The 19,675-nt window shown below is 55.9% G+C and carries 11 protein-coding genes; 4 read left to right on the top strand and 7 right to left on the bottom strand.

What is annotated here, in order from left to right:
• Nucleotides 1-25: 25 nt before the first annotated feature.
• From IDH45_RS15405 to IDH45_RS15395, 3 genes are all read right to left on the bottom strand, one after another.
• Nucleotides 26-1,318, bottom strand: coding sequence for an ABC transporter substrate-binding protein (locus IDH45_RS15405; protein WP_190929010.1), 1,293 nt, complete (start codon nt 1,316-1,318; stop codon nt 26-28).
• 258 nt (nt 1,319-1,576) lie between these two features.
• Nucleotides 1,577-2,944: a hypothetical protein gene (locus tag IDH45_RS15400; RefSeq protein WP_190929009.1), complete on the bottom strand. Its 1,368-nt coding sequence runs from the start codon at nt 2,942-2,944 to the stop codon at nt 1,577-1,579.
• Between the two features lie 353 nt (nt 2,945-3,297).
• A complete protein-coding gene (locus IDH45_RS15395; RefSeq protein WP_190929008.1) occupies nt 3,298-4,290 on the bottom strand; it encodes a zinc-dependent alcohol dehydrogenase in 993 nt (330 codons plus the stop codon).
• 267 nt (nt 4,291-4,557) lie between these two features.
• On the opposite strand from IDH45_RS15395, the gene IDH45_RS15390 reads away from it, so the two are divergent.
• The 3 genes from IDH45_RS15390 to IDH45_RS15380 all read left to right on the top strand — a co-directional run bounded on the left by IDH45_RS15390 (nt 4,558) and on the right by IDH45_RS15380 (nt 7,983).
• A complete protein-coding gene (locus tag IDH45_RS15390; protein WP_190929007.1) occupies nt 4,558-5,991 on the top strand; it encodes an extracellular solute-binding protein in 1,434 nt (477 codons plus the stop codon).
• A 157-nt stretch (nt 5,992-6,148) separates the two neighbouring features.
• A complete protein-coding gene (locus IDH45_RS15385; protein WP_190929006.1) occupies nt 6,149-7,192 on the top strand; it encodes a Gfo/Idh/MocA family protein in 1,044 nt (347 codons plus the stop codon).
• A gap of 353 nt (nt 7,193-7,545) precedes the next feature.
• Nucleotides 7,546-7,983: a DUF3888 domain-containing protein gene (locus IDH45_RS15380; RefSeq protein ID WP_190929005.1), complete on the top strand. Its 438-nt coding sequence runs from the start codon at nt 7,546-7,548 to the stop codon at nt 7,981-7,983.
• Between the two features lie 537 nt (nt 7,984-8,520).
• Here the strand turns inward: IDH45_RS15380 and IDH45_RS15375 are convergent.
• The 3 genes from IDH45_RS15375 to IDH45_RS15365 all read right to left on the bottom strand — a co-directional run bounded on the left by IDH45_RS15375 (nt 8,521) and on the right by IDH45_RS15365 (nt 12,118).
• Nucleotides 8,521-9,405, bottom strand: a complete 885-nt coding sequence (locus IDH45_RS15375; RefSeq protein WP_190929004.1) for a carbohydrate ABC transporter permease — start codon at nt 9,403-9,405, stop codon at nt 8,521-8,523.
• A 29-nt stretch (nt 9,406-9,434) separates the two neighbouring features.
• Nucleotides 9,435-10,292 carry an ABC transporter permease gene (locus IDH45_RS15370; protein WP_190929058.1) on the bottom strand — a complete coding sequence of 286 codons (858 nt, stop codon included), beginning with the start codon at nt 10,290-10,292 and terminating at the stop codon, nt 9,435-9,437.
• Nucleotides 10,293-10,432: 140 nt separating this feature from the next.
• Nucleotides 10,433-12,118 (bottom strand): extracellular solute-binding protein, encoded by a 1,686-nt coding sequence (locus IDH45_RS15365; protein WP_190929003.1) that lies wholly within the window; start codon nt 12,116-12,118, stop codon nt 10,433-10,435.
• A 315-nt stretch (nt 12,119-12,433) separates the two neighbouring features.
• On the opposite strand from IDH45_RS15365, the gene IDH45_RS34980 reads away from it, so the two are divergent.
• Nucleotides 12,434-14,674: a helix-turn-helix domain-containing protein gene (locus IDH45_RS34980; RefSeq protein WP_190929002.1), complete on the top strand. Its 2,241-nt coding sequence runs from the start codon at nt 12,434-12,436 to the stop codon at nt 14,672-14,674.
• A gap of 94 nt (nt 14,675-14,768) precedes the next feature.
• On the opposite strand, the gene IDH45_RS15355 is transcribed toward IDH45_RS34980, so the two are convergent.
• Nucleotides 14,769-19,571 carry a fibronectin type III domain-containing protein gene (locus tag IDH45_RS15355; protein WP_190929001.1) on the bottom strand — a complete coding sequence of 1,601 codons (4,803 nt, stop codon included), beginning with the start codon at nt 19,569-19,571 and terminating at the stop codon, nt 14,769-14,771.
• Nucleotides 19,572-19,675: the final 104 nt, after the last annotated feature.

Genomic DNA, 19,675 nt, shown 5'->3' with positions numbered 1-19,675 from the left:
TTGATCACTTCCTGTTCGCTATCGTCTATTTTTTGACCTGCTTGGCCGCCTCCGCCCGGATCAGCCCGTTCATGGCCGTGTCGATCTGCTGCAGCACCGGCTTCGGATCGGGAGCCGTCACCAGCTCCGGAACGGCGCTGTACAGGACAGGCAGCGCCAGTACTTCGTACGGGCTGATCGCTCCAATTTGCGGCAGTTTGTTTTTAAAGAAAGCTTGAACGTTTTTACCTTTTAGCGCCGATACGTCCGAAGCGTAAGCTTTCATGATTGTGGGATCGGTTAAAACCGTTCCGAACCCTCTGGCGGACATCATCAACTGCGCCTCCGGAGAGACGAGATACGTGATCAGCTCGAACGCTTTATCCTTCTGCTTGGACCCGGCGGTAATCATCGCGTTTAACGTACGGGTGCCGGGACCGACGCCCGGTTTGTCCGGCAAGGTCGGGTAGGTGACGATATCGATACTGCCCTTCATGCCGGACAAGGCGGACGGATCGATGCCGAGCGCCATCGCCACTTTCCCGGTGACCAGAAAATCGTCCGGCTTGCGCAGCGACTTCGTCTCCGGCCGGTTGCCGGGAATATCGTAAATGCTGCGGAGCAAGCTCACCATGCCCTGCCATCGGTCCGTCGAGACGGAAGCTTGATTCGTAGCCGGATCAACCGCATTCAGGGAAAACTGGTCGATCAGACTGACCAGGCCGAATTCGCTCATCATCGGGTCGAGTCCCCGGTAAGCGATCCCGTCGACCGAACGTGTCGCCGATTCCGCCAATTTCAATATTTGTTCCCAGCTCATGCCGTCCGTCGGATACGGGACGTTCAGCTTATCGAACACGTCTTTGTTATAGTATAAGGCGTATAAATACCGGGTTACAGGCAGCGCGTACATTTGATTTTTGTCCCCGTACGCCCGGATATGGTCGATCAGCCCCGGCTCGAACCGGTCGAGCGGAAGGTTCGATTTTTTGATATACGGGCTTAAGTCCAGCTGAATCCGGTCCAGGAGATACGGGGGGATGGATATACGCTCCACATCAAGCAGCAGATCGGGCATGCCGCCACCGCTCACCCATTGCTCTATCGCCTTCGGATCGATCGAGACGGCTTTGATCGGAGCGTCCGGAAATTTCGTTTCCAGCATTTTGACGATGCCGGCATCCGGCTTGCCCAGCATTCCGAGCACCAAGGGCTCCGCGGCAGCCGGAGCGGCGGTCTGAGGCTTCGTCTCCGCAGGTTCGGCTGCTTTGCTGCAAGCGGCGGCCGGCAAAGCGATTGCAAGCGCTGCCAATATTACTTTTCCTATTGTGCGGCTCATTGTACTCCCCTCCCTGATTTCAAATTCCCTGAAATATTGGTTTTCGTCGCGCCTTCCACACACGATCCTGATGCGGTTATCCAAATAGTAGCAATGATCCTCCGGGATGTAAATATATGTTTTTATGTTAATTTATGCATGACCGGACATTCGGAATCCCCTGCAAAATCAAAAGTAAAGCCTCCCGGCAAATGAAGGGAGGCTGCTCTCGCTTGATAGGAACGGGCTGTAAGACGGAGATGAACAACTGTCCCGCCTCTACCCCATACGATGATCGTAGGCGTCTTGAGCGACCGTTTGCAGGAGCACATAAAACGGGTTGTCCTGCGGAATTTTCCATTGATGCATATAAATCAGCATCTGGTTGATAACCGTGTCGAATTCGATGACCGTATTATCCATTCCTTTGGCTACAAGCGCCTCGGCCTTCTCCTTCTCTTCCCGCGTAATTTTATTGCTTTGGAAAAACGAAGAAACGTACTTCAACACGCCGCCGCTGCCGCCTTTGCGCGGATATTCGAGCTTCATCCGCAGCAAGTCGGCCTGCTCCTTGCTAAATCCGCCCACATCCATAGCGGCAATCAATGCGTCCAAGGCCCGGTGGCGCTTCTCCACCAAGGCCATAACGTCGTCGTCGCTCGTCCCGGGGTCAAAAGCAAAGAAAAGCGCGGTATTGCCGAATTGCTCGGATATCGAGACATGCGTCAATTCGTGCGCAAGCGATCCGAGCCTTTCCGCCGATCCTCCCGGCGCATTCAAGTTATGATTGACGACATACTTCTCCGCAATGCCCGATTGCTTCTCTTTCTCGTTCGTGAACCGGGCCCCCGGCAGCATCGCGTTCATATGAATCTTGTTCACATTGTCGAGTATTTCCTGGAGCGCCTTCCTTGTAATTTCCGGGGTGTCGCCGTCGTTCATAATTTCTTGGAGCTGAGCGAGCTCATGCTCCAGCACTTTCTCGGTTTCGCCGGGCGCACTCCGCAGCTCCTGCAAACTACTGAATAAAATTTGATTGATATCGTATTTATCCAATCTGGGCACGGCATCTTTGACGAGGAGCCAGGCGTCGTGGGCTTCATACAGTTTCAAAAACTTGTCGGCCCCTTCCAGAGTATCCGCCTCGGTCAAGATGTCCATAATGACAAGCTCTTTACAGGCGTGCTCCTTCAAGTCGGTTACGCCGGAAACCCGCCCCGGATGGGCTTTCGGATGAGCGAGATACGTATCGCACTCTTGAATAATCGCGCCCAGTCCGGCGCTCCGATTCGCAAATTCCCGCTCGCCGAGCGCGTTATAGGCGGCAAGCGCCTGGTCGACTTGTTTAATTTTGCTCCGTCTCATGAACGTGACAGCCGTGCTTTTTTTAAAGCTGCTTACATCCGGCATCCGCTGTACGACGGCCCTGCCGGTCCCGCTTCGAGCCTCCGTATCCGTATCCGGGCTCATCGTCTTCGCCACCATCCGCTGCACGGCGCGATTGCCGACCGTCCGATGGGCATTATGCAGCTCAGCAGTCCCGGAGCGGTGAAACGGGTTCATCGCCGCCGTCCCCGTCTGACCGGATCTTGCGATATCGGCTGCTCCTCTCCCGGCCGCCGCCTCCCGCTTTGTACTTTGCTTCATATATAAGTTCCCCCTGGGATAAATTCCAACATGTCCTCATTATACCAACTTTCCATGGGCGCGGATATGACTTGTCTGGGAAAAAATGATATTTTATCCCATCGGGTTTTACACAGTATGCGAGTATGACGGTGCAAGAAAACCGTTCAGACCGAGTCGCTTGCCTTCTCCCCCAACGTTATCCCGATCCGGAAATCGTCCGGAACTACGCCACTTGCGCTTGCACGCAAAAAGACGCCGTTCCCGCATCTTAAACGGGTAAAGCGGCGTCTCATAATCGATTGGAAACGGTCTGCCGGCACTGCTGGAGCTGGAAGTACCGCTCCCGGATCAAACGATCCGGCGTCGTCCGCTCATTCGCCGAAGCGGATCAGCGTTCCCATCGTTTCCGACGGGGCTTGCTTGGCGCGCTCGTAAGCCGCCTCCAGCTGTTCGAGCTTGTAGACGCCGGTTACGAGCGGCTTCAAGTTCATCCGGCCCGACGCGAGCAACCGGGCAAACTCATCCAGGTTGCGCTGCAGCGACCAGCGGATATAGCCGTACGGATAGTCGCGGCCTTCCTGCTCGTACTCTTTATCGTAACGTCCCGGCCCGCCGGCGCGGGAAATCGTAATTTGCGCTTCCTTCGCGAACAGCTTGTTGCGGGTAAATTCCGTATTCGTATCGCCGACGATTACGATTTTGCCTTTGTCGCGAATCCAATCCAAAGCCTGGTCGATCAGCCGGTGCTCCTTCGTATTGGCGCAAATGAGCACGCAATCGGCCCCGTGTCCGCGGGTTGCTTCACGGACCCGCTCCTGCACCTGCTCCGGCGAACGGCATACGTTTTGCAGACCGGCTTGCTCCAGCATCTGACAACGCGTCTCCATCAAATCCATCGCAATGACGCGGTATGCCGCCGCATGAGCGATTTGCGCAGCAAGTTGGCCGACGATGCCGAGCCCGAGCACGACGACCGTTTCTCCGAAACGCAGATCGGCTTGCCGGAGACCTTGCAGCGCGATCGTGGCGATTCCTGCAAAGGCCGCCTCCTGCGGATCTACATGGTCCGGAATCGGAGCGACGTGGTTGCGGCCGGCCAGAAAATAATCGGCATGCGTATGCGCTCCGTAACATACGATCCGGTCTCCCGCCTTCACATGATCGACGTCCTTGCCCGCTTCCCTGACGATCCCTGTCGCGCTGTATCCGAGAAAAGCGGTGCCCCCGTTGCGCAGCACCATCAGCTCGGTACCTGTGCTCACCGCAGAATAGGATGTTTCCACCAGCACCGACGTATCTGTAACAGCCGGCACCGGTATGTCGGTAATCTCCAATAACCCTCCAACGCTTCTTGCCGCTCTCATGGTCGCTCTCCTCCGCTATGGCGGTGTCTCGCCTTGCTGCGACACGCCTGTAGTTTCATATTTTAACTTTTAACCTTAATTCATTTTATAGTTCATAATACGGCAAAGTCAACGTATTTTTCGGGTTTATTAGTTCATAACTATTATTAATTTTGCCCAATCTAATGCATGACGATAAATAGAAGTTGTTTGTTTAAAGTTGTAGTTGATAACATCAACCAAATCAACTAAGATATCCATTAGGACATCTAACGGGAGAGATTGGTTATGACGAAACGAATAAGCCGTAAATCGTTTGCGGCCCGGCTGGAACGCCTTACGGACGAGCTGCGCAGACGGATTATGGACGGCACTTACGCCGAAGGCGACTTTCTGCCCTCGGAAAGCTCGCTTGCCAAGCAGTTTGAGCTGAGCAACAATTCGGTGCGCAAAGGGCTGGACACTCTGGCCGCGGAAGGGCTGATCGTCAAGCTGGACAAAGTGGGAAGCAGAGTAACCGCCCCGGCCGTCAGGCCGAAAACGACGATTACGATCATCTGCATGCCTTCCATCGAACGGGATCTCGAATTTTCCCGGCTGCTGGAAGACTTCCACAAGCTGCATCCGTCCATTCACGTCAAGCCCGTAGCCTGGAGCATGCTGGATTCTTCGCTGCGTTCTTCACCGCTCGATACGATTCGCACTTACCTCGAGGACGGAACGGCCGATCTGATTACGATCAATCACAACCATTTCATCCAATTAATCGAGAACGGCTGCGCCGATTTGTTGGAACCGCTTGATTACGCGGAGGGCACGTATCGGTTTCTGACCGACGCTTTCTCCGCAGACGGGAACCTGTATGCCCAACCGGTCGTCTTCTCCCCCGTCGTGCTTTGCTACAACAAAGACCATTTCGCCGAGGCGGGATTGCCCGAGCCGGATTCCGGCTGGACGTGGGAGCGCCTGATTGACGCCGCCGAGAAACTGACGGTTCCGGGAAGCCGTCACGGCTTTCACTTTTACCAAGTATCGGAAAACCGCTGGCCGCTATTCCTGCTGCAGGGCGGAAAACGCAGAGCGCGCCCGGACGAGCCGGACTGGGAGCGGATGATGGACGGCATCGATTTGTGCGGGTCGATCATTCAGAACCGCCATGCCTTCCCGCCCTATTTGTCCGAAAGCGAACCCGAGGCGAGCCAGCTGTTTATTTCCGGCAAAATCTCGATGCAGCTCGCCACGTATAACAGTTTGAACGATTTGAAGCATTCCGCCGTCCGGTACGACATTGCCCCTGTTCCCTATATGGACGTGCCGGCGACGCTTCTTATCGCGATCGGACTGATGGCGAGCCGGCGCTCCAAAGCCAAAGAGGCGGTCAAGCTGTTCGTCGACTACACCGCTTCCGTCCAAGCCCAGCAGTGGATACGCAGCCGTACGCTGACGGTTCCCGCATGCAAGCCAGTCGCCGAAGCGCCGCCGCAGGAGGATACGGGGCTGAATCGCCCGCAACATGACCAGATTTTTCGCGAGATTATGCCGTCCTACCGGTGGCATACGGATCTCGGCGTACCGATCCGCCTGCTCGGCGCTTTGCACCATCCGCTCAAGCTGTACTGGTCGGAGATGATTGACCGGCAGACGCTTCTGTCCGAGCTTCGCCGGTTGCGTCCGGGGTCCGGCCAAGACGAAGAGGCGAGGGCCGATCGGCCTCTTGCCTGAGTATATGAACCGAACCGTAACCGATGGAAACGTTCCTTACCAAGCCCCGGCCAAATTCGCACATTTCCGGCCCGATCCCGCAAAGACTTCGTCCCCGTCGCCCCCTATTATGGAGTACAAGACCACAACTTACCTTTAGAAGAGGGACGGGGATACCATGAATCCAATCCGAATGGGATTAATAGGCTGCGGCGGCATGGGGGGCGGACACGTGCTTGGCGCAGCGTCGCTTTCCGGGCGGCTGAAGGTGACGGCGGTATGCGATATCGAGCCGGAGCGTGCCGACCGGGCTGCGCAATCGATGGGGGCCGCCTCTGCGGTGACCGATTACCGCGATCTGCTGGACGATGTCGACGCGGTGCTGATCGCTCTTCCCCATCATCTTCACTACGAAGTGGGCCTTGCCTGTCTGGAAGCCGGCAAGCATGTGCTGATGGAGAAACCGATGTGCAATACGGAGGAGCAATGCATCGGACTGATCGAGGCCGCAGAGCGGAACGGCAACGTGCTGATGACCGCCTATCCGGTCCGGTTCTGGCCGATCGTCCGGAAAATGAAAGAACTGATCGACAACCGAACCTACGGCGAACCGTTCCATATGTCGATCTATACCGAACAGTTCACCCGCTTCCCGGCGGGGCACTGGACCGAATCGGCGGACAAGCTCGGGGGCGGGCAGCTGTTCAGCCACGGCTGTCATTACATCGACCTGCTGCTCTGGTTTTTGGGCCGTCCGGTCAAAGGATTTCATCTCGGCACGCGGCTGGGTACGCCTTGGATGGAGCGGGAGGGCACAAGCGATCTGGCGATCGAGTTCGAGAGCGGCGCGGTCGGTTACCATTTCGGTACTTGGGGAGCGCGCGGGACGCGGATCGGCTACGCCATCCATATCCATTGCACGGAAGGGATGCTGGAATTCAATCGCGCCGAAGGCAAGCTGTACCTTCATTCGCATATCGTCGAGGAACGGGCCAATCTGGATACGGCGTCGAGAACGAGAGTATTGATGGAAGACAACGCTCCTGGCAAAAAGACGCAATATGAGCTGGAGCATTTCCTCGACTGCATCGATGCGGGTCAGCAACCCGATACCGACGGCTACGACAGCCTGCAAGGGCTTCGCGTCATCTGGAAACTGTACGAAGCGGAACGCGCCGGTACGATCGCTGATTTGAGGGGGTTGGGGCTCGCTGTGCGTTGAGCCTGAAAGTTCCGGCCTACATGAAACCAGACGGAGAACGATGAGGAGCTTGCTTTCGGGCGGCTCCTTTCTTAGGGTTATGGAAAGCTTGCATAGCGAACTGCTCCGTCACCTGAATCTGATTCCCGAAGTCGAATATCTAAACAAACATGTCGACGGGGCCGGCAATCTTTTCTCGGCTGGCCACTATTAGTTTTTCATGATAAAGGCCATATGAACCAGCTTTAAGCTTTCTTAGGCGCTGTATGATTGGTATAGATCCGGTTACCTCTCTGTATTTCCGTATCATTGAATGGATTAATGCATGAATCTCCTACCTTTGGAAACCTTATCTATATACCGGAGGGGATACGATGCGAGTTAAACTTATTATTTCTGTGTTAGTCCTTATTTTACTTGTTACATGGCCATGTTATTGTGTTACAAATGCAAATAATAAGCCTCAAGTAGATTCCAGAGAACTGCAATTTCAAGATATGTTGGTTCTATTTTTATTGCCATATATGGATGACAAACTTGCTGAGGCTTATTCCAATGTCCTGCATGGCACACCGGATCTATACCCTTACTTCGTTGATGTTGTTCAAGCGGAACTTTTGAACGGATTTCGAGGATTCCATTTTCTGATCAAACTTGAGGCTACTCCGACAGTCGGCCCGCACATTCCTGCTGGTAAAGACCTCTTTACTTTTGAAATAAACGCGTCCGGTGTAAAGCTTATAAAATTTGAACATTTAAAAGGACCGGACAAAAAGGATTTCCCTCCAAACTATCAGGACCTGTTAAAATAACAGGAACAGAGTAGAATCGTCGTGGCGTTATCCCGACCAAATAAGAGCGATTTGCAGCTCTTAAAAAACAATCTTCGCCCACTTGTTGGGATATAGAAGCGGTTTGAACCTCTTATTTCAGCCAATCGGCCGGGAAAACGTACCTTCCAAGCGAAATAGCAGCTACAAACCGCTCCTATTTTCGCTTCAAACCCGGATTTGGACAAAACAAGAGGTACATACCACCCTTATCGCCTCGGCTCCCATACGGAGTGGGAACTCCGCCGCCCCACACGCACACCGAACGGCACATAGAGAAACCAAACCGTCCGAGCGGCATGGTGCGAAGAGGTGCGGTTCGATGCGATAGGTACGGTATAGTACGGTATAGTGCGGTATAGTGCGGTAAGGTGTGAAGCCGCGCGGTACGGGATACGATGTGCTATGTTTTGTTAGCGCCCCATCGGGCTGCCTGCAGCTGGCGGCCGCCCGCTGCCACCCCTCTCCGCATCAGAAGATGCGCCCAGCTCCAGAACTCGCCGCTAAACGCAGACCCACTCAGCCCTTCACACTACCCAGCACGATCCCTTTGACAAAAAACTTTTGCAGAAACGGATATACCGCGATGATCGGCAGAGCGCCGAGGAAAATTTGCGCCGCCTTGACGGTCTGGTTGGACAGCTCCTTCATCATCTCGACTTCGTTGTCGGACATCGCGCTCATGTCCTGCTGGATGATGACGGTCTGCAAATAGCTTTGCAGCGGATAATGTGCCGGGTCGTTCATGTAGATTAGCCCGTCGAACCAGGCGTTCCAGTGCCCAACCATCGTAAACAGCAGCACCGTCGCCAGCACCGGCTTGGACAGCGGAATAAATACGCTCCACAGCGTCCGCATATGCCCCGCTCCGTCGATAAAGGCGGCCTCCTCCAGCTCTTTCGGCAACGCCCGGAAAAAGTTGAGCAGCAATATCACGTTAAACACTGGCACCGCATTCGGCAGCACGAGTGCCCAGATCGTGTCCATCAGCCCGGTATTTTTGACCGTCATATAGGTCGGAATGAGTCCGCCGCCGAACAGGATCGTGACGAAGAAATACCAGACATACACGGTGCGAAGCTTGAAATCGCGCGTCTCCTTGGACAGCGGATATGCGATCAGCACGCACATGACCATGTTGATCACGGTGCCCAGCCCGAGCCGCTGCAGCGAGATGCCGAACGAGCGGACGAACTCCTCTTTGTTCATGACGTATTGGTACGCTTTCGTCGTAAATTCGACCGGCCACAGCCCCACCTTGCCCGCCGCCGCGGCGCCGCTCGAGCTGAACGATACCGCCAGCACGTGGATGAGCGGAAACAGGCACACGAACGCTAGAAAAATCATAAACGTATAGTTCCCGGCAACGAATAATTTACGGCCGAACGATGGATTCTCAACCACGTTGATCCCTCCTCCTGTCTAAGTTGGCATTAGAAAATCCGGTAATTCGCCAGCCGGTAGGCGAGCAGGTACGACACCGAGATCAATACGAGCGACACGATCGACTTCAGCAGGCCGACTGCGGTGGCGAGGCTGTACTGCGCATCCTCCAGACCCATCCGGTATACCATCGTGTCGATAATATCGCCGCTTTCGTACACGTAAGGGCTGTACAGGTTAAAAATTTGCTCGAATCCGGCATTTAACACTTGTCCGAGGCTAAGCGTCATAAGCAGTATGATCACCGGCCGGATGCCGGGCAGCGTAATATGCCACGTCTGGCGCCACCGGTTCGCCCCGTCGATGACGGCCGATTCGTAAAGCGCCGGGTCGACGCTGGAGAGCGCGGCCAAGTACACGATCGTGCTGAAGCCGAACTCCTTCCATTCGTTGGAGACGACAACCGTATAAGGGAACCAGGTATTGTCACCGAGGAAAAAGATCGGATCGATCCCGATCGAAGCGAGAACTTTATTAACGATCCCCTGCCCTGGCGACAAAATATCGATCAGAATGCCGGCGAGAATCGTCCACGATAAAAAGTGCGGCAAGTATATCAGCGTCTGCACCGTCCGCTTGAACACCGCCTTGCGTATTTCGTTCAGCAACAGTGCGGTTACGATCGGGACGATGAGTCCTGCGACGATTTTCATCAAGGCGATGTAGATGGTGTTCCAGAATACCTCCATCGTGCTCGGAAGGCTGAATACGTACGTAAAATTGCGCAAGCCGACCCATTCCGAACCCCAGATGCCTTTGATCGGGATGAACTTCTGAAACGCCATCGTCAGGCCGCCCATCGGGATGTAATGATAAATAAACACAATAATGGCGCCCGGCAGTAACATCAAGTGGAGCGGCAGCTCCCTAAGCCTTTTTCCTGTCAGCAGTTTATTAAACACCGCAGCTCCTCCTTCCTATCCGCTTACGTCTTGACGGGCCCCGCCCTGCGGCGGAAGCAAAGGGGCGGTAAGCCGCCCCTCTCCCGTTACTTCTTCTGCTTGGCGTACCAGTCGTTCACTTCTTTGGTGATCAGGTCTCCGCCTTGCTTCTTCCAATCGGCTACGAACTTGTCGAACGCGTCGATCGGCAGGTTGCCTGTGACGATTTTGACGAACGTTTCGTTTTTCAGCTTCTTGAGCTGCTCGTTCCGCTCCGCCATCGTCGCCGTCGGGGTCGTATAATATTCGTTCGAGACGAACCGGTCTTCCTTAATAATCTGATCGATGATGCCTGCCGAGCCGCCGGGGCCATTCTGGGCGAATTCGCCCCACAAGTTTTTCTGTCCGCCCTTGTACAGCATGATCCGGTCATACACTTTCTTGCGCTCCGGCGAGAGTTCCTCCGGTTTTATTTTCCCGTCCAGCACAGCGGTAGCCTGGCGGTAGTTCTCGATATTGTTGTCCGGCAAATAAATTTTGACCGGCGAATACGTCCATACCGCCGAAGGGTCCTCCTTGCTCGGAACGATGTACTTGTAGTACACTTCTTCGGATTTGTTGTAATAATACGTCTGCAGCCAGAAGTCCATCAACTTGAATATCGCTTCCGGGTGTTTCGTCCCTTTCTTTACGACCCAGTAATAGCTGAAAATGTTGAGCGGAAGCTGCGCCTGAAACGGCTTACCGTCCACCGTCGGCATCGGATATGCCTGCCATTCCTGATTCGGCGTCAGCGTGACGAGCGGGAAGTTGGCCGAGCCCCGGCCGCCGATCATCATCCCGATTTTGTTCGCGCCGATCGTCTCGTATACTTTATTGGCGTCCTTGACGATAAACTCCGGATCGAAGTGTCCGGCCTTGTACATCTCGCTCAGCTTCGTCAGCGCCTGCTTCATCTGCGGCTGAATATCGCCGTTCACCAGGCTTCCCGAACTGTCCTTCACCCAAAATCCGGTGCTCGCGTCGGTATAAGCCCCATAGCCGTTCATCAGACCGGCGGCCATGCTGAGCTCCTTCTCCATCGCCAGCCCGAACGTATCGTCCTTCCCGTTGCCGTCCGGATCTTTTTTGGTGAACGCATCCGCAATCGCGAACAGATCGTCGATCGTTTTCGGATCGGGCAGGCTCAGCTTCTCTTTCCAGTCTTTGCGAATCCACAATATCGCAGGTCCTTCCTTGGCAACACCTGACCACGGAATCGCCATCAGCTTGCCGTCGAACGTCGCCGACTTCAGCACCGTATCCCCGGCGCCCTGCATCACTTTCTTGAGCGATTCCGGGGCGTGATCGTTATATACCTTCGTCAAATCCTCAAGCATGCCGGCTTCCTGCAGCTGCTTGAACTGCTGTGGCGTCGCCGCGAAAAAATCGGGAATCTCGCCGGACGCGATCATCAGGTTCGACTTTTTATCGTATTCGGTCGAGGGGACGTACCACTGGGTTTTCACTTTAATGCCGTATTTCTCCTCCAGCGTCCGCGTCCATATATTATTGTTAATATCTTCGCCGTTAAAAAACTTGGTCGTCGGGAAGCTGTAATTCACCGTCGTCAGCTCGATCGGAGGATCGTACTTCTCCGGCACCGTCTTCGGCCCGCTCGTCTGCTGCCCCGTCTCTGCAGGCGTTTTCCCGGACGCATCCCCCGCCGGCTCCGTTTTGCCGCAGGCAGCTAGCAGTGGAACCGCTACCAAACTTAGGCTGACCAGCATCTTTACCATTTTGTTTTTTGTCATACTGAACTTTGGCCCCTTTCGTCATCTCGTGATCGATGAATATGGCGAATCGCAAACGGCCGGCCGTTCGCACCGTTCGCCTTTCGTATGCCCATCTTATCCCGGCGCCGCTGCCTGGAACAAGAAACCGTTTCGAATTTCCTATTCCGAATCGAAGCTTTCCCTCCGAAAATGGCCGATTTATACCGTGCGGAATAAGAGTGGCGGAAATGAATAATCCGCATCTATAGTTGAAACCGATTACATCGATTATACTGAAAGGTGTGATCCGGTTGTACCGGAAACGATCGCCAAGACGATTCGGAGGGAGAACCTGTGGAACGACGACGCATCCGATTCAACGGAAACTCGCTATTCGCCAAACTGCTTCTCGGATTTATGGTCGTCATTCTCATTTCGTTTGCATTCAATTTATTCGCCTATAACTTTTTTTACAATCAGATGCGCGACGAACTGATCCGCTCCAATACGACCGCCCTCGCCAATACGGTCGATGGTTACGAGACGCAGCTGCTCCAGCTGGACGATTTGCTTACCCGGTACTATTTCGACAATTCGGTCGCGGCACTCAAGAAAGGGAATATCGGCTCCGACTTCCCGATCGTCAACGAGCTGGCCGACGAGTTCCGTACGATTGTCAGCAATTACAATCTCGATCTGGAGAACGTGTTCATCTATTTTAAGGAGCAAGGTTTCGTCATTGACAAAAACGGGTATACGCGGGTCGAAGAAATGTTCGGCAAATATTACGTCAGCCGCGATTACGGGCCGGAGTTTTGGGCCGAACAATTTGCCGAAGATTTTCACTTCCGCACGTTTCCGTCCGCCGAGTTTGACCGCCACCGGATTGAGCTGATGAATCCAGGGTCGTCCCGCTTCGTCCCCGTCATCGTCAAAAGCCAGATCGGCAGCCAATTTTATGTAGGCGCGCTGATCGATGCGGACCGGATGTTCTCCGCTCAAGTGCAGCGTGAAGACAATCCGTTCTATATGACGGGAAGCGCGGGACAGCTGTTCTACAGCGCCGGAGCCGTTCCGGCTGCGATGCCGGCCGCTCCTGCGGATGCCGGCAAATCGTTCGTGCTGCACGGAAGCGACTATTACTTCTACAAAACCGGCGAGCTGTCCGGACAAACTTACGTCAGCGTCATTCCGTACGAGACGATCGCGAGCCAGATGACCAAGATGAATGTGCTGCTGCTTACATTGTTCGCCCTGTCGGTGCTGATCAGCATCGCGATCTCCGTTCTGCTGAGCGTCCGCTTCAAAAACCCGGTCCAGCGCATCCTGGAGGCGCTTCGCCAGATGAATCCGGTCATCCGGCAGACGAGCACGATCCACGAGTTCAACGTGATCAGCGAAAGCTTGCAGCATATGATCCAATCGGTTCACCGGAAAAACTCGCTGCTGCAAAAATACGGCTACCTGGACAAAATCAAAAGCATCCAGGCGCTCGATACCGAGGTGCAGGCGCTGGCCGATACGAAGCGGACGTTCCACTTCATCATGTTTCACATTCATTACACGCGGGAATACGAGCTGCTGGGCCGTGACCGTCCGCTAAAAGCGACTTATTTTCTCGAATTCATCAACCTGAACATGACCCAGACGTTCGCCGATTCCGTTACGATGCAGGTCGAAAAGGACCGGATCTTGTCCATCGTGTTCACCGACCGCGACGAGTCCGAAGCGCTTACGGAAATGCTGCGCTACCTGAAGCAGATTTTCGACCGCGACAGCGCCTACTACCAGCTCACCATCGCCTGCTGTCCGAAGCTGTGGGAGCCTTCCGGGTTCACATCCGCCTATGAGACGGCCGGCGAGATGCTGCGGCGGCGCATGCTGAGCGGCGAAACGCAAATCATCGATACTCCCGGTCCGCTCGAACCGGTCATATTCTGGACGCCCGAGGAAGAGCGAAGCTTCGCCGCCCATCTGGAGGCGGGCAACGAGCCGCAGCTGACCGCGCTCGTCCATAGCTCGATGCAGCGGCTGACGCGGCGTCAGGCGACCGCCTGGCATTACCGCCAGTATGCCGGCGATCTGCTCTCCAAGCTGCTGATGACGCTGATGGCGCACCAGATCGATACGAATTCGCTGTATGCGGAATATTCGCCCTATGACGAGATGGAGCGGTTCGTCTCGGAGGCGCAGTACATCGAGCTGTTCGAGCGGCTGCTCGGGCAGGCGGCGCTGCTGATCCGCCAGAAGCGGGACGCCCGCGACCCGATCGTCGACTTCGTCGTCGGGTTTATCGAGAAGCATTACGGGGACGACATCTACCAGGATCTGATCGCAGGCAAGCTGAACATCTCGACCGGTTATTTGCGCAACTATTTCAAGGAGAAGACCGGTCAAAACTTAAGCGACTACTTAAACGAGATCCGGATCGGAAAAGCAAAGGAAATGCTCGAGGAAACCGAGGAGAAAATTCAGGATATCGCCGCCAGAGTCGGCTATCAGAACGCCAATTCGTTTACCCGGATGTTCCGGCGCCTGACCGGACTGACGCCCGGCGAGTACCGGAGAGACCGGATCGTCAATCCGCAAAAATAAAGAGCAGGCCCAAGGCCCGCAAACTCCACAAAAAAAGGTCCCCCCGAATCGTTACTTCAACGAATCGGGAGGGACCTTTAGACGTTCCTGTCGGTTAAATCAGATCCGAGCGCTGCAACAGCTTCCGAATCATAACGACAACCTCGGCCCTCGTAATGAAGGCTTCCGGTGCAAGCAGAGAATCGTTCCGTCCGGTGACGATGCCCGCCTGCAGACTATCGGTTACGCCGCTTGCCGCCCATTCCGCCACACGATGGGCATCCGCAAACGAACCCGGCAGCACTCCGTCTGCTTGAGACGTCTGCTTCGCCTTCAGACCGGTTATCTTCATCGCATTTGCGATGATCACCATAGCTTGTTCGCGTGTAATCTTGTCTGTCGGACGGAAGGTTCCGTCATCGAACCCGCTGATCAGTTTATTCGCGTACGCCGTCAGGATCGCTTCGCTGTACCAATCCGCAGCGTGCACGTCCGGGAACGGCACAGTTCCTTTCTCGGGCTTCAACCCGAGCCCTTTGACCAGGATCGCGGCAAATTCCGCGCGGGTAATATCCATGTCCGGGTTGAACAGGCTATCGCCGATCCCGCCGACAATCAGACGCGAGCCCATGTCGTTCACCGTGTCCTTGGCCCAATGTCCGGCGACATCCCTGAACTCCAGCGGATTCCAGATGACGGAGTAAGCGCTGTTCGTCAGGCTGTTGATTTTGGCATAGTATTTGCCGTCCACCTTCACAATCTTGGTCGGCACGTGGCGGACCGTTCCATCCGCATCCGCTACGACGCCTGTAGTGATTTTGCCCGGGTCGACTCCATCCGGGATCGCGATCATTCTTTCCACATATGCGTCAAATCGGGTTACCTCGACTGTCGCATTGCCATAGATCGCCTTAACCGCAAAGTCGAGCGGCGGAACGACAATCGTATACGATTCTTCTCCCGCAGCGTTCTGCATCGCCTTCACGGCGTCTGCCGGCGGTGCGCCGATTTCGATGCGCACTTTGATATCCGATAGCGCCACATTTTTCCCTAGCTGCTCCGAGATCGACCGGATGTTGATTTGCCGGGCGGGCAGCGTATAGACCGCATGGTCGGTTTTGATCTCCACAACCGCTTGCTTCCGCTCCATGCTTTGTACCATTTGGCCGTTCAATTCGCCGATCGCCACATCCGTATCCGCCAAGACCGGAATAACAATGACCGCATGCTCACCTTGCGCCGCGAGCTTCTCCTCCAGCTTGCCCGGATCGACCGTAACCGTCGTAACCGTCCGTTCATTTACGATAGCGGTTGTCGCCGCGCCTATATGCTCTGCCTTGCCGTTAATCCAGACATCGACTCCCGTGCCTGACTTATCCGGAGAACCCGGAACGGTCGGCACCGAAGGCGTTCCGCTGCCGTTTCCGGCGCCTCCATCGTCATCAGACGGTGACGGGGTCGGCTGGACCGCATTGGAAGGCGCGGACGGCAGGCTGCCGCCTACCGAGTTAATCGCCTTTACGGTAAACGTATATGTCGTCCCGTTCTGCAAGCCCGTTACCCGGATCGGACTGGCGGCCCCTGTCGCCGTCATGTTCCCCGGCGAGGCCGTCACTTCGTAGCCGGTTACCGAGCTGCCGCCGTTATCTGCGGGCGGTGTGAACGCCACTGTCGCTTCTCCGTCACCTTCCGTAGCTATGACGTCCGTCGGCGCTGCAGGCACCGTCACCGGGATCGCGCTGACCTGATTGGACGCCGGACTATCTCCGCCCGGACCTGCGGCCTTCACGACAAAATAATACGCGGTGCCGTTGGTCAAGCCCGTAGCCGTGTAACCGTACACCGCACCGCTTACGGTTGCGACTTCGCTTCCATACGTGCCGGAAGTGACGCTTTGGAATACTTTGTACCCGGTCGAGCCCGGCACGGGACTCCAAGCCAGCGTGACTTGTCCGTTACCGGCTTCGGTCGCTTGCAGCACCGGCGCCCCCGGTGCGGGGACCTGCGGCACGGCGCTAACTTGATTGGAAGCCAGGCTGTCTCCGCCGGCATTAACAGACTTCACGACGTAATAGTACGTTACGCCGTTGGTCAATCCGGTTGCCGTATAACCGTACACGGCCGCGCCGACAGTCGTTACTTCATTGCCTTCCGTTCCGAACGCCAAGCTTTGGAATATTTTGTACCCGGTCGCACCCGGAGCAGGAATCCAGGCCAGCGTGACTTGCCCGTCGCCGGACGCCGCCGACTGCAATAGCGGTGCCGGCGCCGGCGGGATCGTCGGCGTTACGCTCCCTGACGGAGCCGACGGTAAGGAGTCGCCTTCCGCATTCGTCGCCACCACCGTGAACGTGTACACTGTGCCGACCGTCAAGCCGGTTACGGCGATCGGGCTTGTCGCTCCGGTTCCCGTCTTCCCGTCCGGACTGGACGTTACCGTATACTCCGTGATCGGACTGCCCCCGTCGTTCACCGGCGGCGTGAAGCTGACAAGAGCGGTGCCGTATAGAACCACTGCTGTTACACCGGTCGGCGCACCCGGCTCCCCGATCGGCGTCACGCTCTCCGATGGCGCGGATGCCTCCGAAGAGCCGATAGCGTTCATCGCGACCACCGTGAACGTGTACGCCGTGCCGTTCGTCAGCCCGTATACCGAGATCGTACTGGTCAATCCGGTTCCAATCTTGCCGCCCGGACTGGATATTACCTTATACCCCGTGATCGGGCTTCCTCCGTCGCTCGCCGGCGGCGTGAAGGTCACTGCCGCCTGGGCGTTGCCCGCCGTGGCCGTCCCCCCTGTCGGGGCGTCAGGCTCGGCGGCGGGCGTTACGCTTGCCGTTGGCGCGGATGGCACCGAATCCCCTTTCGCGTTCGTAGCTACGACCGTGAACGTATATTCCGTCAAATTCGTTAACCCCGTTACCGTGATCGGACTGGCACTTCCCGTCTCCACCAGCCCGCCCGGACTGGACGTTACCGTGTAGCCGGTAATCGGACTTCCGCCGTCATCCGCCGGCGGAGTGAAGCTGATCGTCGCTTTTCCGTTGCCGGCAGCTGCTGCCGCCCCGGTCGGCGCTCCCGGCTTCTCTATGGTAATGACAAGCTTCTGCACGCGATGATTGTTCATATCCGCCACATAAAGCACGCCGCTTGTGTCCGCCACCGCCACGCCATACGGATTAAAAAACTCGCCCAAGCCGCTTCCCTGCCCGCCGCCGCTCTTGCCCCACGCCTTCCACGTGTTCGTGGCCGCCGTCAGCTTTAAAATCCGACTTTTGCCGACATCGGCTACGTACAAGTTGCCGCTGCCGTCTACCGTTACTTGGCGCGGAAAGCTGAAGGTTCCCAGGGCGCTGCCGCCATTTTTCCATTCGCTCCATTCGCCTGTAGATACCGTAAACTTCTGAATCCGGTTGTTATTCGTATCCCCGACGTACACGTTTCCTTCGCTGTCTACCGCTACTCCGGTCGGCTGATTAAATTCGCCAAGGCCGGTGCCGGATACATTGCCGCTTTTTCCCCAAGCGCTCCATGTGTTGTTGGACACCTGCAATTTCTGAATCCGGTGGTTACCCGTATCGGCCACATACACATTCCCGTCCTTGTCGACCGCCACGCCTTCCGCGCCTTTAAACTGGCCCGGCGCGGTTCCGGATTGGGTATCGCTTTTTCCCCACGAGGTGAGCAGAGCTCCTGCTGCCGACAGCTTGTACACTTTATGACCGCCGTAATTGTTGCCCATATCGGCGACATACAGATTCCCGTTTTTGTCTATAGCCACTCCGGCCGGGTTAGTAAATGTGACGCCCGTTCCAAAGCTGCTCCATGTGCCGGAAGCCGTCAGCTTCTGGATACGTTTGTTCAGAAGATCGGCCACGAACAGATCTCCGCCGCCGTTGACCGCCAAGCTGTACGGTTTATTGAATTCGCCCAACCCGGTGCCCGCTGACGAACCTGTCGCAACCCATTCGCTCCATGTCGTACCAGCGAGCTTCTGCACGCGGTGGCTGTTCGAATCGGCGACATACATCGTGCCTTCCTGGTCCACCGTAACGCCCATCGGCGAGTTAAACTCGCCGAGGCCGGTCCCTACTGCTCCGCCGGTTTTTTTCCACTCGCTCCATCCGCCCCCGGCCGCCAGTTTCTGGATGCGATTGTTGCCGGTATCCGCGACGTAGACGTTCCCATACTGATCCACCATCACCCCGAACGGAGCGCTGAAATGACCGATCAGGTCTCCCACCGAAGTGCCGTTCCCCCACTGGCTCCATGTGCCGCCCGACATTTTCTGGATCCGGTTGTTGCCGCTGTCGGCCACATACAGATTGTCGTGGCTGTCTACCGCCAGCCCTCGCGGTTCCTTGACTTTACCGGAGGTGCTCCCCGATCCGGCCAGCTCGTTCCAGACGTTGCCCCCGGCCGCCAGCACTTGGATCCGATTGTTCCCGCTATCGGCCACATAAACCGTACCGACGCTGTCTACCGCGATCCCGTACGGTTTATTGAAACCGGTCCACGAACTCCATGTATTCGTCGAGGCGTCCAGCTTCTGAACGCGATTGCCGTAAAATTCCGACACATACAGGTTCCCCGCAACGTCCACCGTCACCCCGACAGGTCCGTTAAAGCCCAGATTGCTGCTGACCGTCTGCCAGTTGCCGGTCGCCTTATCCAGCTTTTGAACACGCTGGTTGCCGCTATCGGCCACATATATATTCCCGTGGCTGTCCGTCGTCATCCCGATCGGGGAATTAAACGCCCCCGCATCGGAGCCTGCCTTCGGCCCGATCCGGCCGTATTGACTCCACGTCTCCGCCGCATGCGCCGGAATGCCAAGCGCGATTGTCCATACGATAAACAAGACCAGACTAGCCGCGCACATCTTCCCCATCTCATATTTTGCCTTTCTTGACCACATCGTTGGCATCCTCCCGCATGAATAGTAGCCTACCGGCGATATTCGCCGGATTTCGAACTCATTCGACGGCATTCGGGTTCATTATACAAGCCTGCGATAAACGG

Origin of the sequence: Paenibacillus oceani, from assembly GCF_014705615.1 — a bacterium.
In the GTDB taxonomy this organism is placed as follows: domain Bacteria; phylum Bacillota; class Bacilli; order Paenibacillales; family NBRC-103111; genus Paenibacillus_AB; species Paenibacillus_AB oceani.
The sequence above is the reverse complement of the archived record's forward strand: the minus strand, read 5'-3'. Positions and strand labels throughout refer to the sequence as shown.

Bases quoted from the DNA above. Each gene is read 5' to 3' on its own strand.
- IDH45_RS15370 (WP_190929058.1), bottom strand. From the start codon at position 10,292: ATGTTACTGCCGGGCGCCATTATTGTGTTTATTTATCATTACATCCCG.
- IDH45_RS15390 (WP_190929007.1), top strand. From the start codon at position 4,558: ATGACGAAACGAATAAGCCGTAAATCGTTTGCGGCCCGGCTGGAACGC.
- IDH45_RS15365 (WP_190929003.1), bottom strand. From the start codon at position 12,118: ATGACAAAAAACAAAATGGTAAAGATGCTGGTCAGCCTAAGTTTGGTA.
- IDH45_RS15385 (WP_190929006.1), top strand. From the start codon at position 6,149: ATGAATCCAATCCGAATGGGATTAATAGGCTGCGGCGGCATGGGGGGC.
- IDH45_RS15380 (WP_190929005.1), top strand. From the start codon at position 7,546: ATGCGAGTTAAACTTATTATTTCTGTGTTAGTCCTTATTTTACTTGTT.
- IDH45_RS15405 (WP_190929010.1), bottom strand. From the start codon at position 1,318: ATGAGCCGCACAATAGGAAAAGTAATATTGGCAGCGCTTGCAATCGCT.
- IDH45_RS15355 (WP_190929001.1), bottom strand. From the start codon at position 19,571: ATGTGGTCAAGAAAGGCAAAATATGAGATGGGGAAGATGTGCGCGGCT.
- IDH45_RS15395 (WP_190929008.1), bottom strand. From the start codon at position 4,290: ATGAGAGCGGCAAGAAGCGTTGGAGGGTTATTGGAGATTACCGACATA.
- IDH45_RS15400 (WP_190929009.1), bottom strand. From the start codon at position 2,944: ATGAAGCAAAGTACAAAGCGGGAGGCGGCGGCCGGGAGAGGAGCAGCC.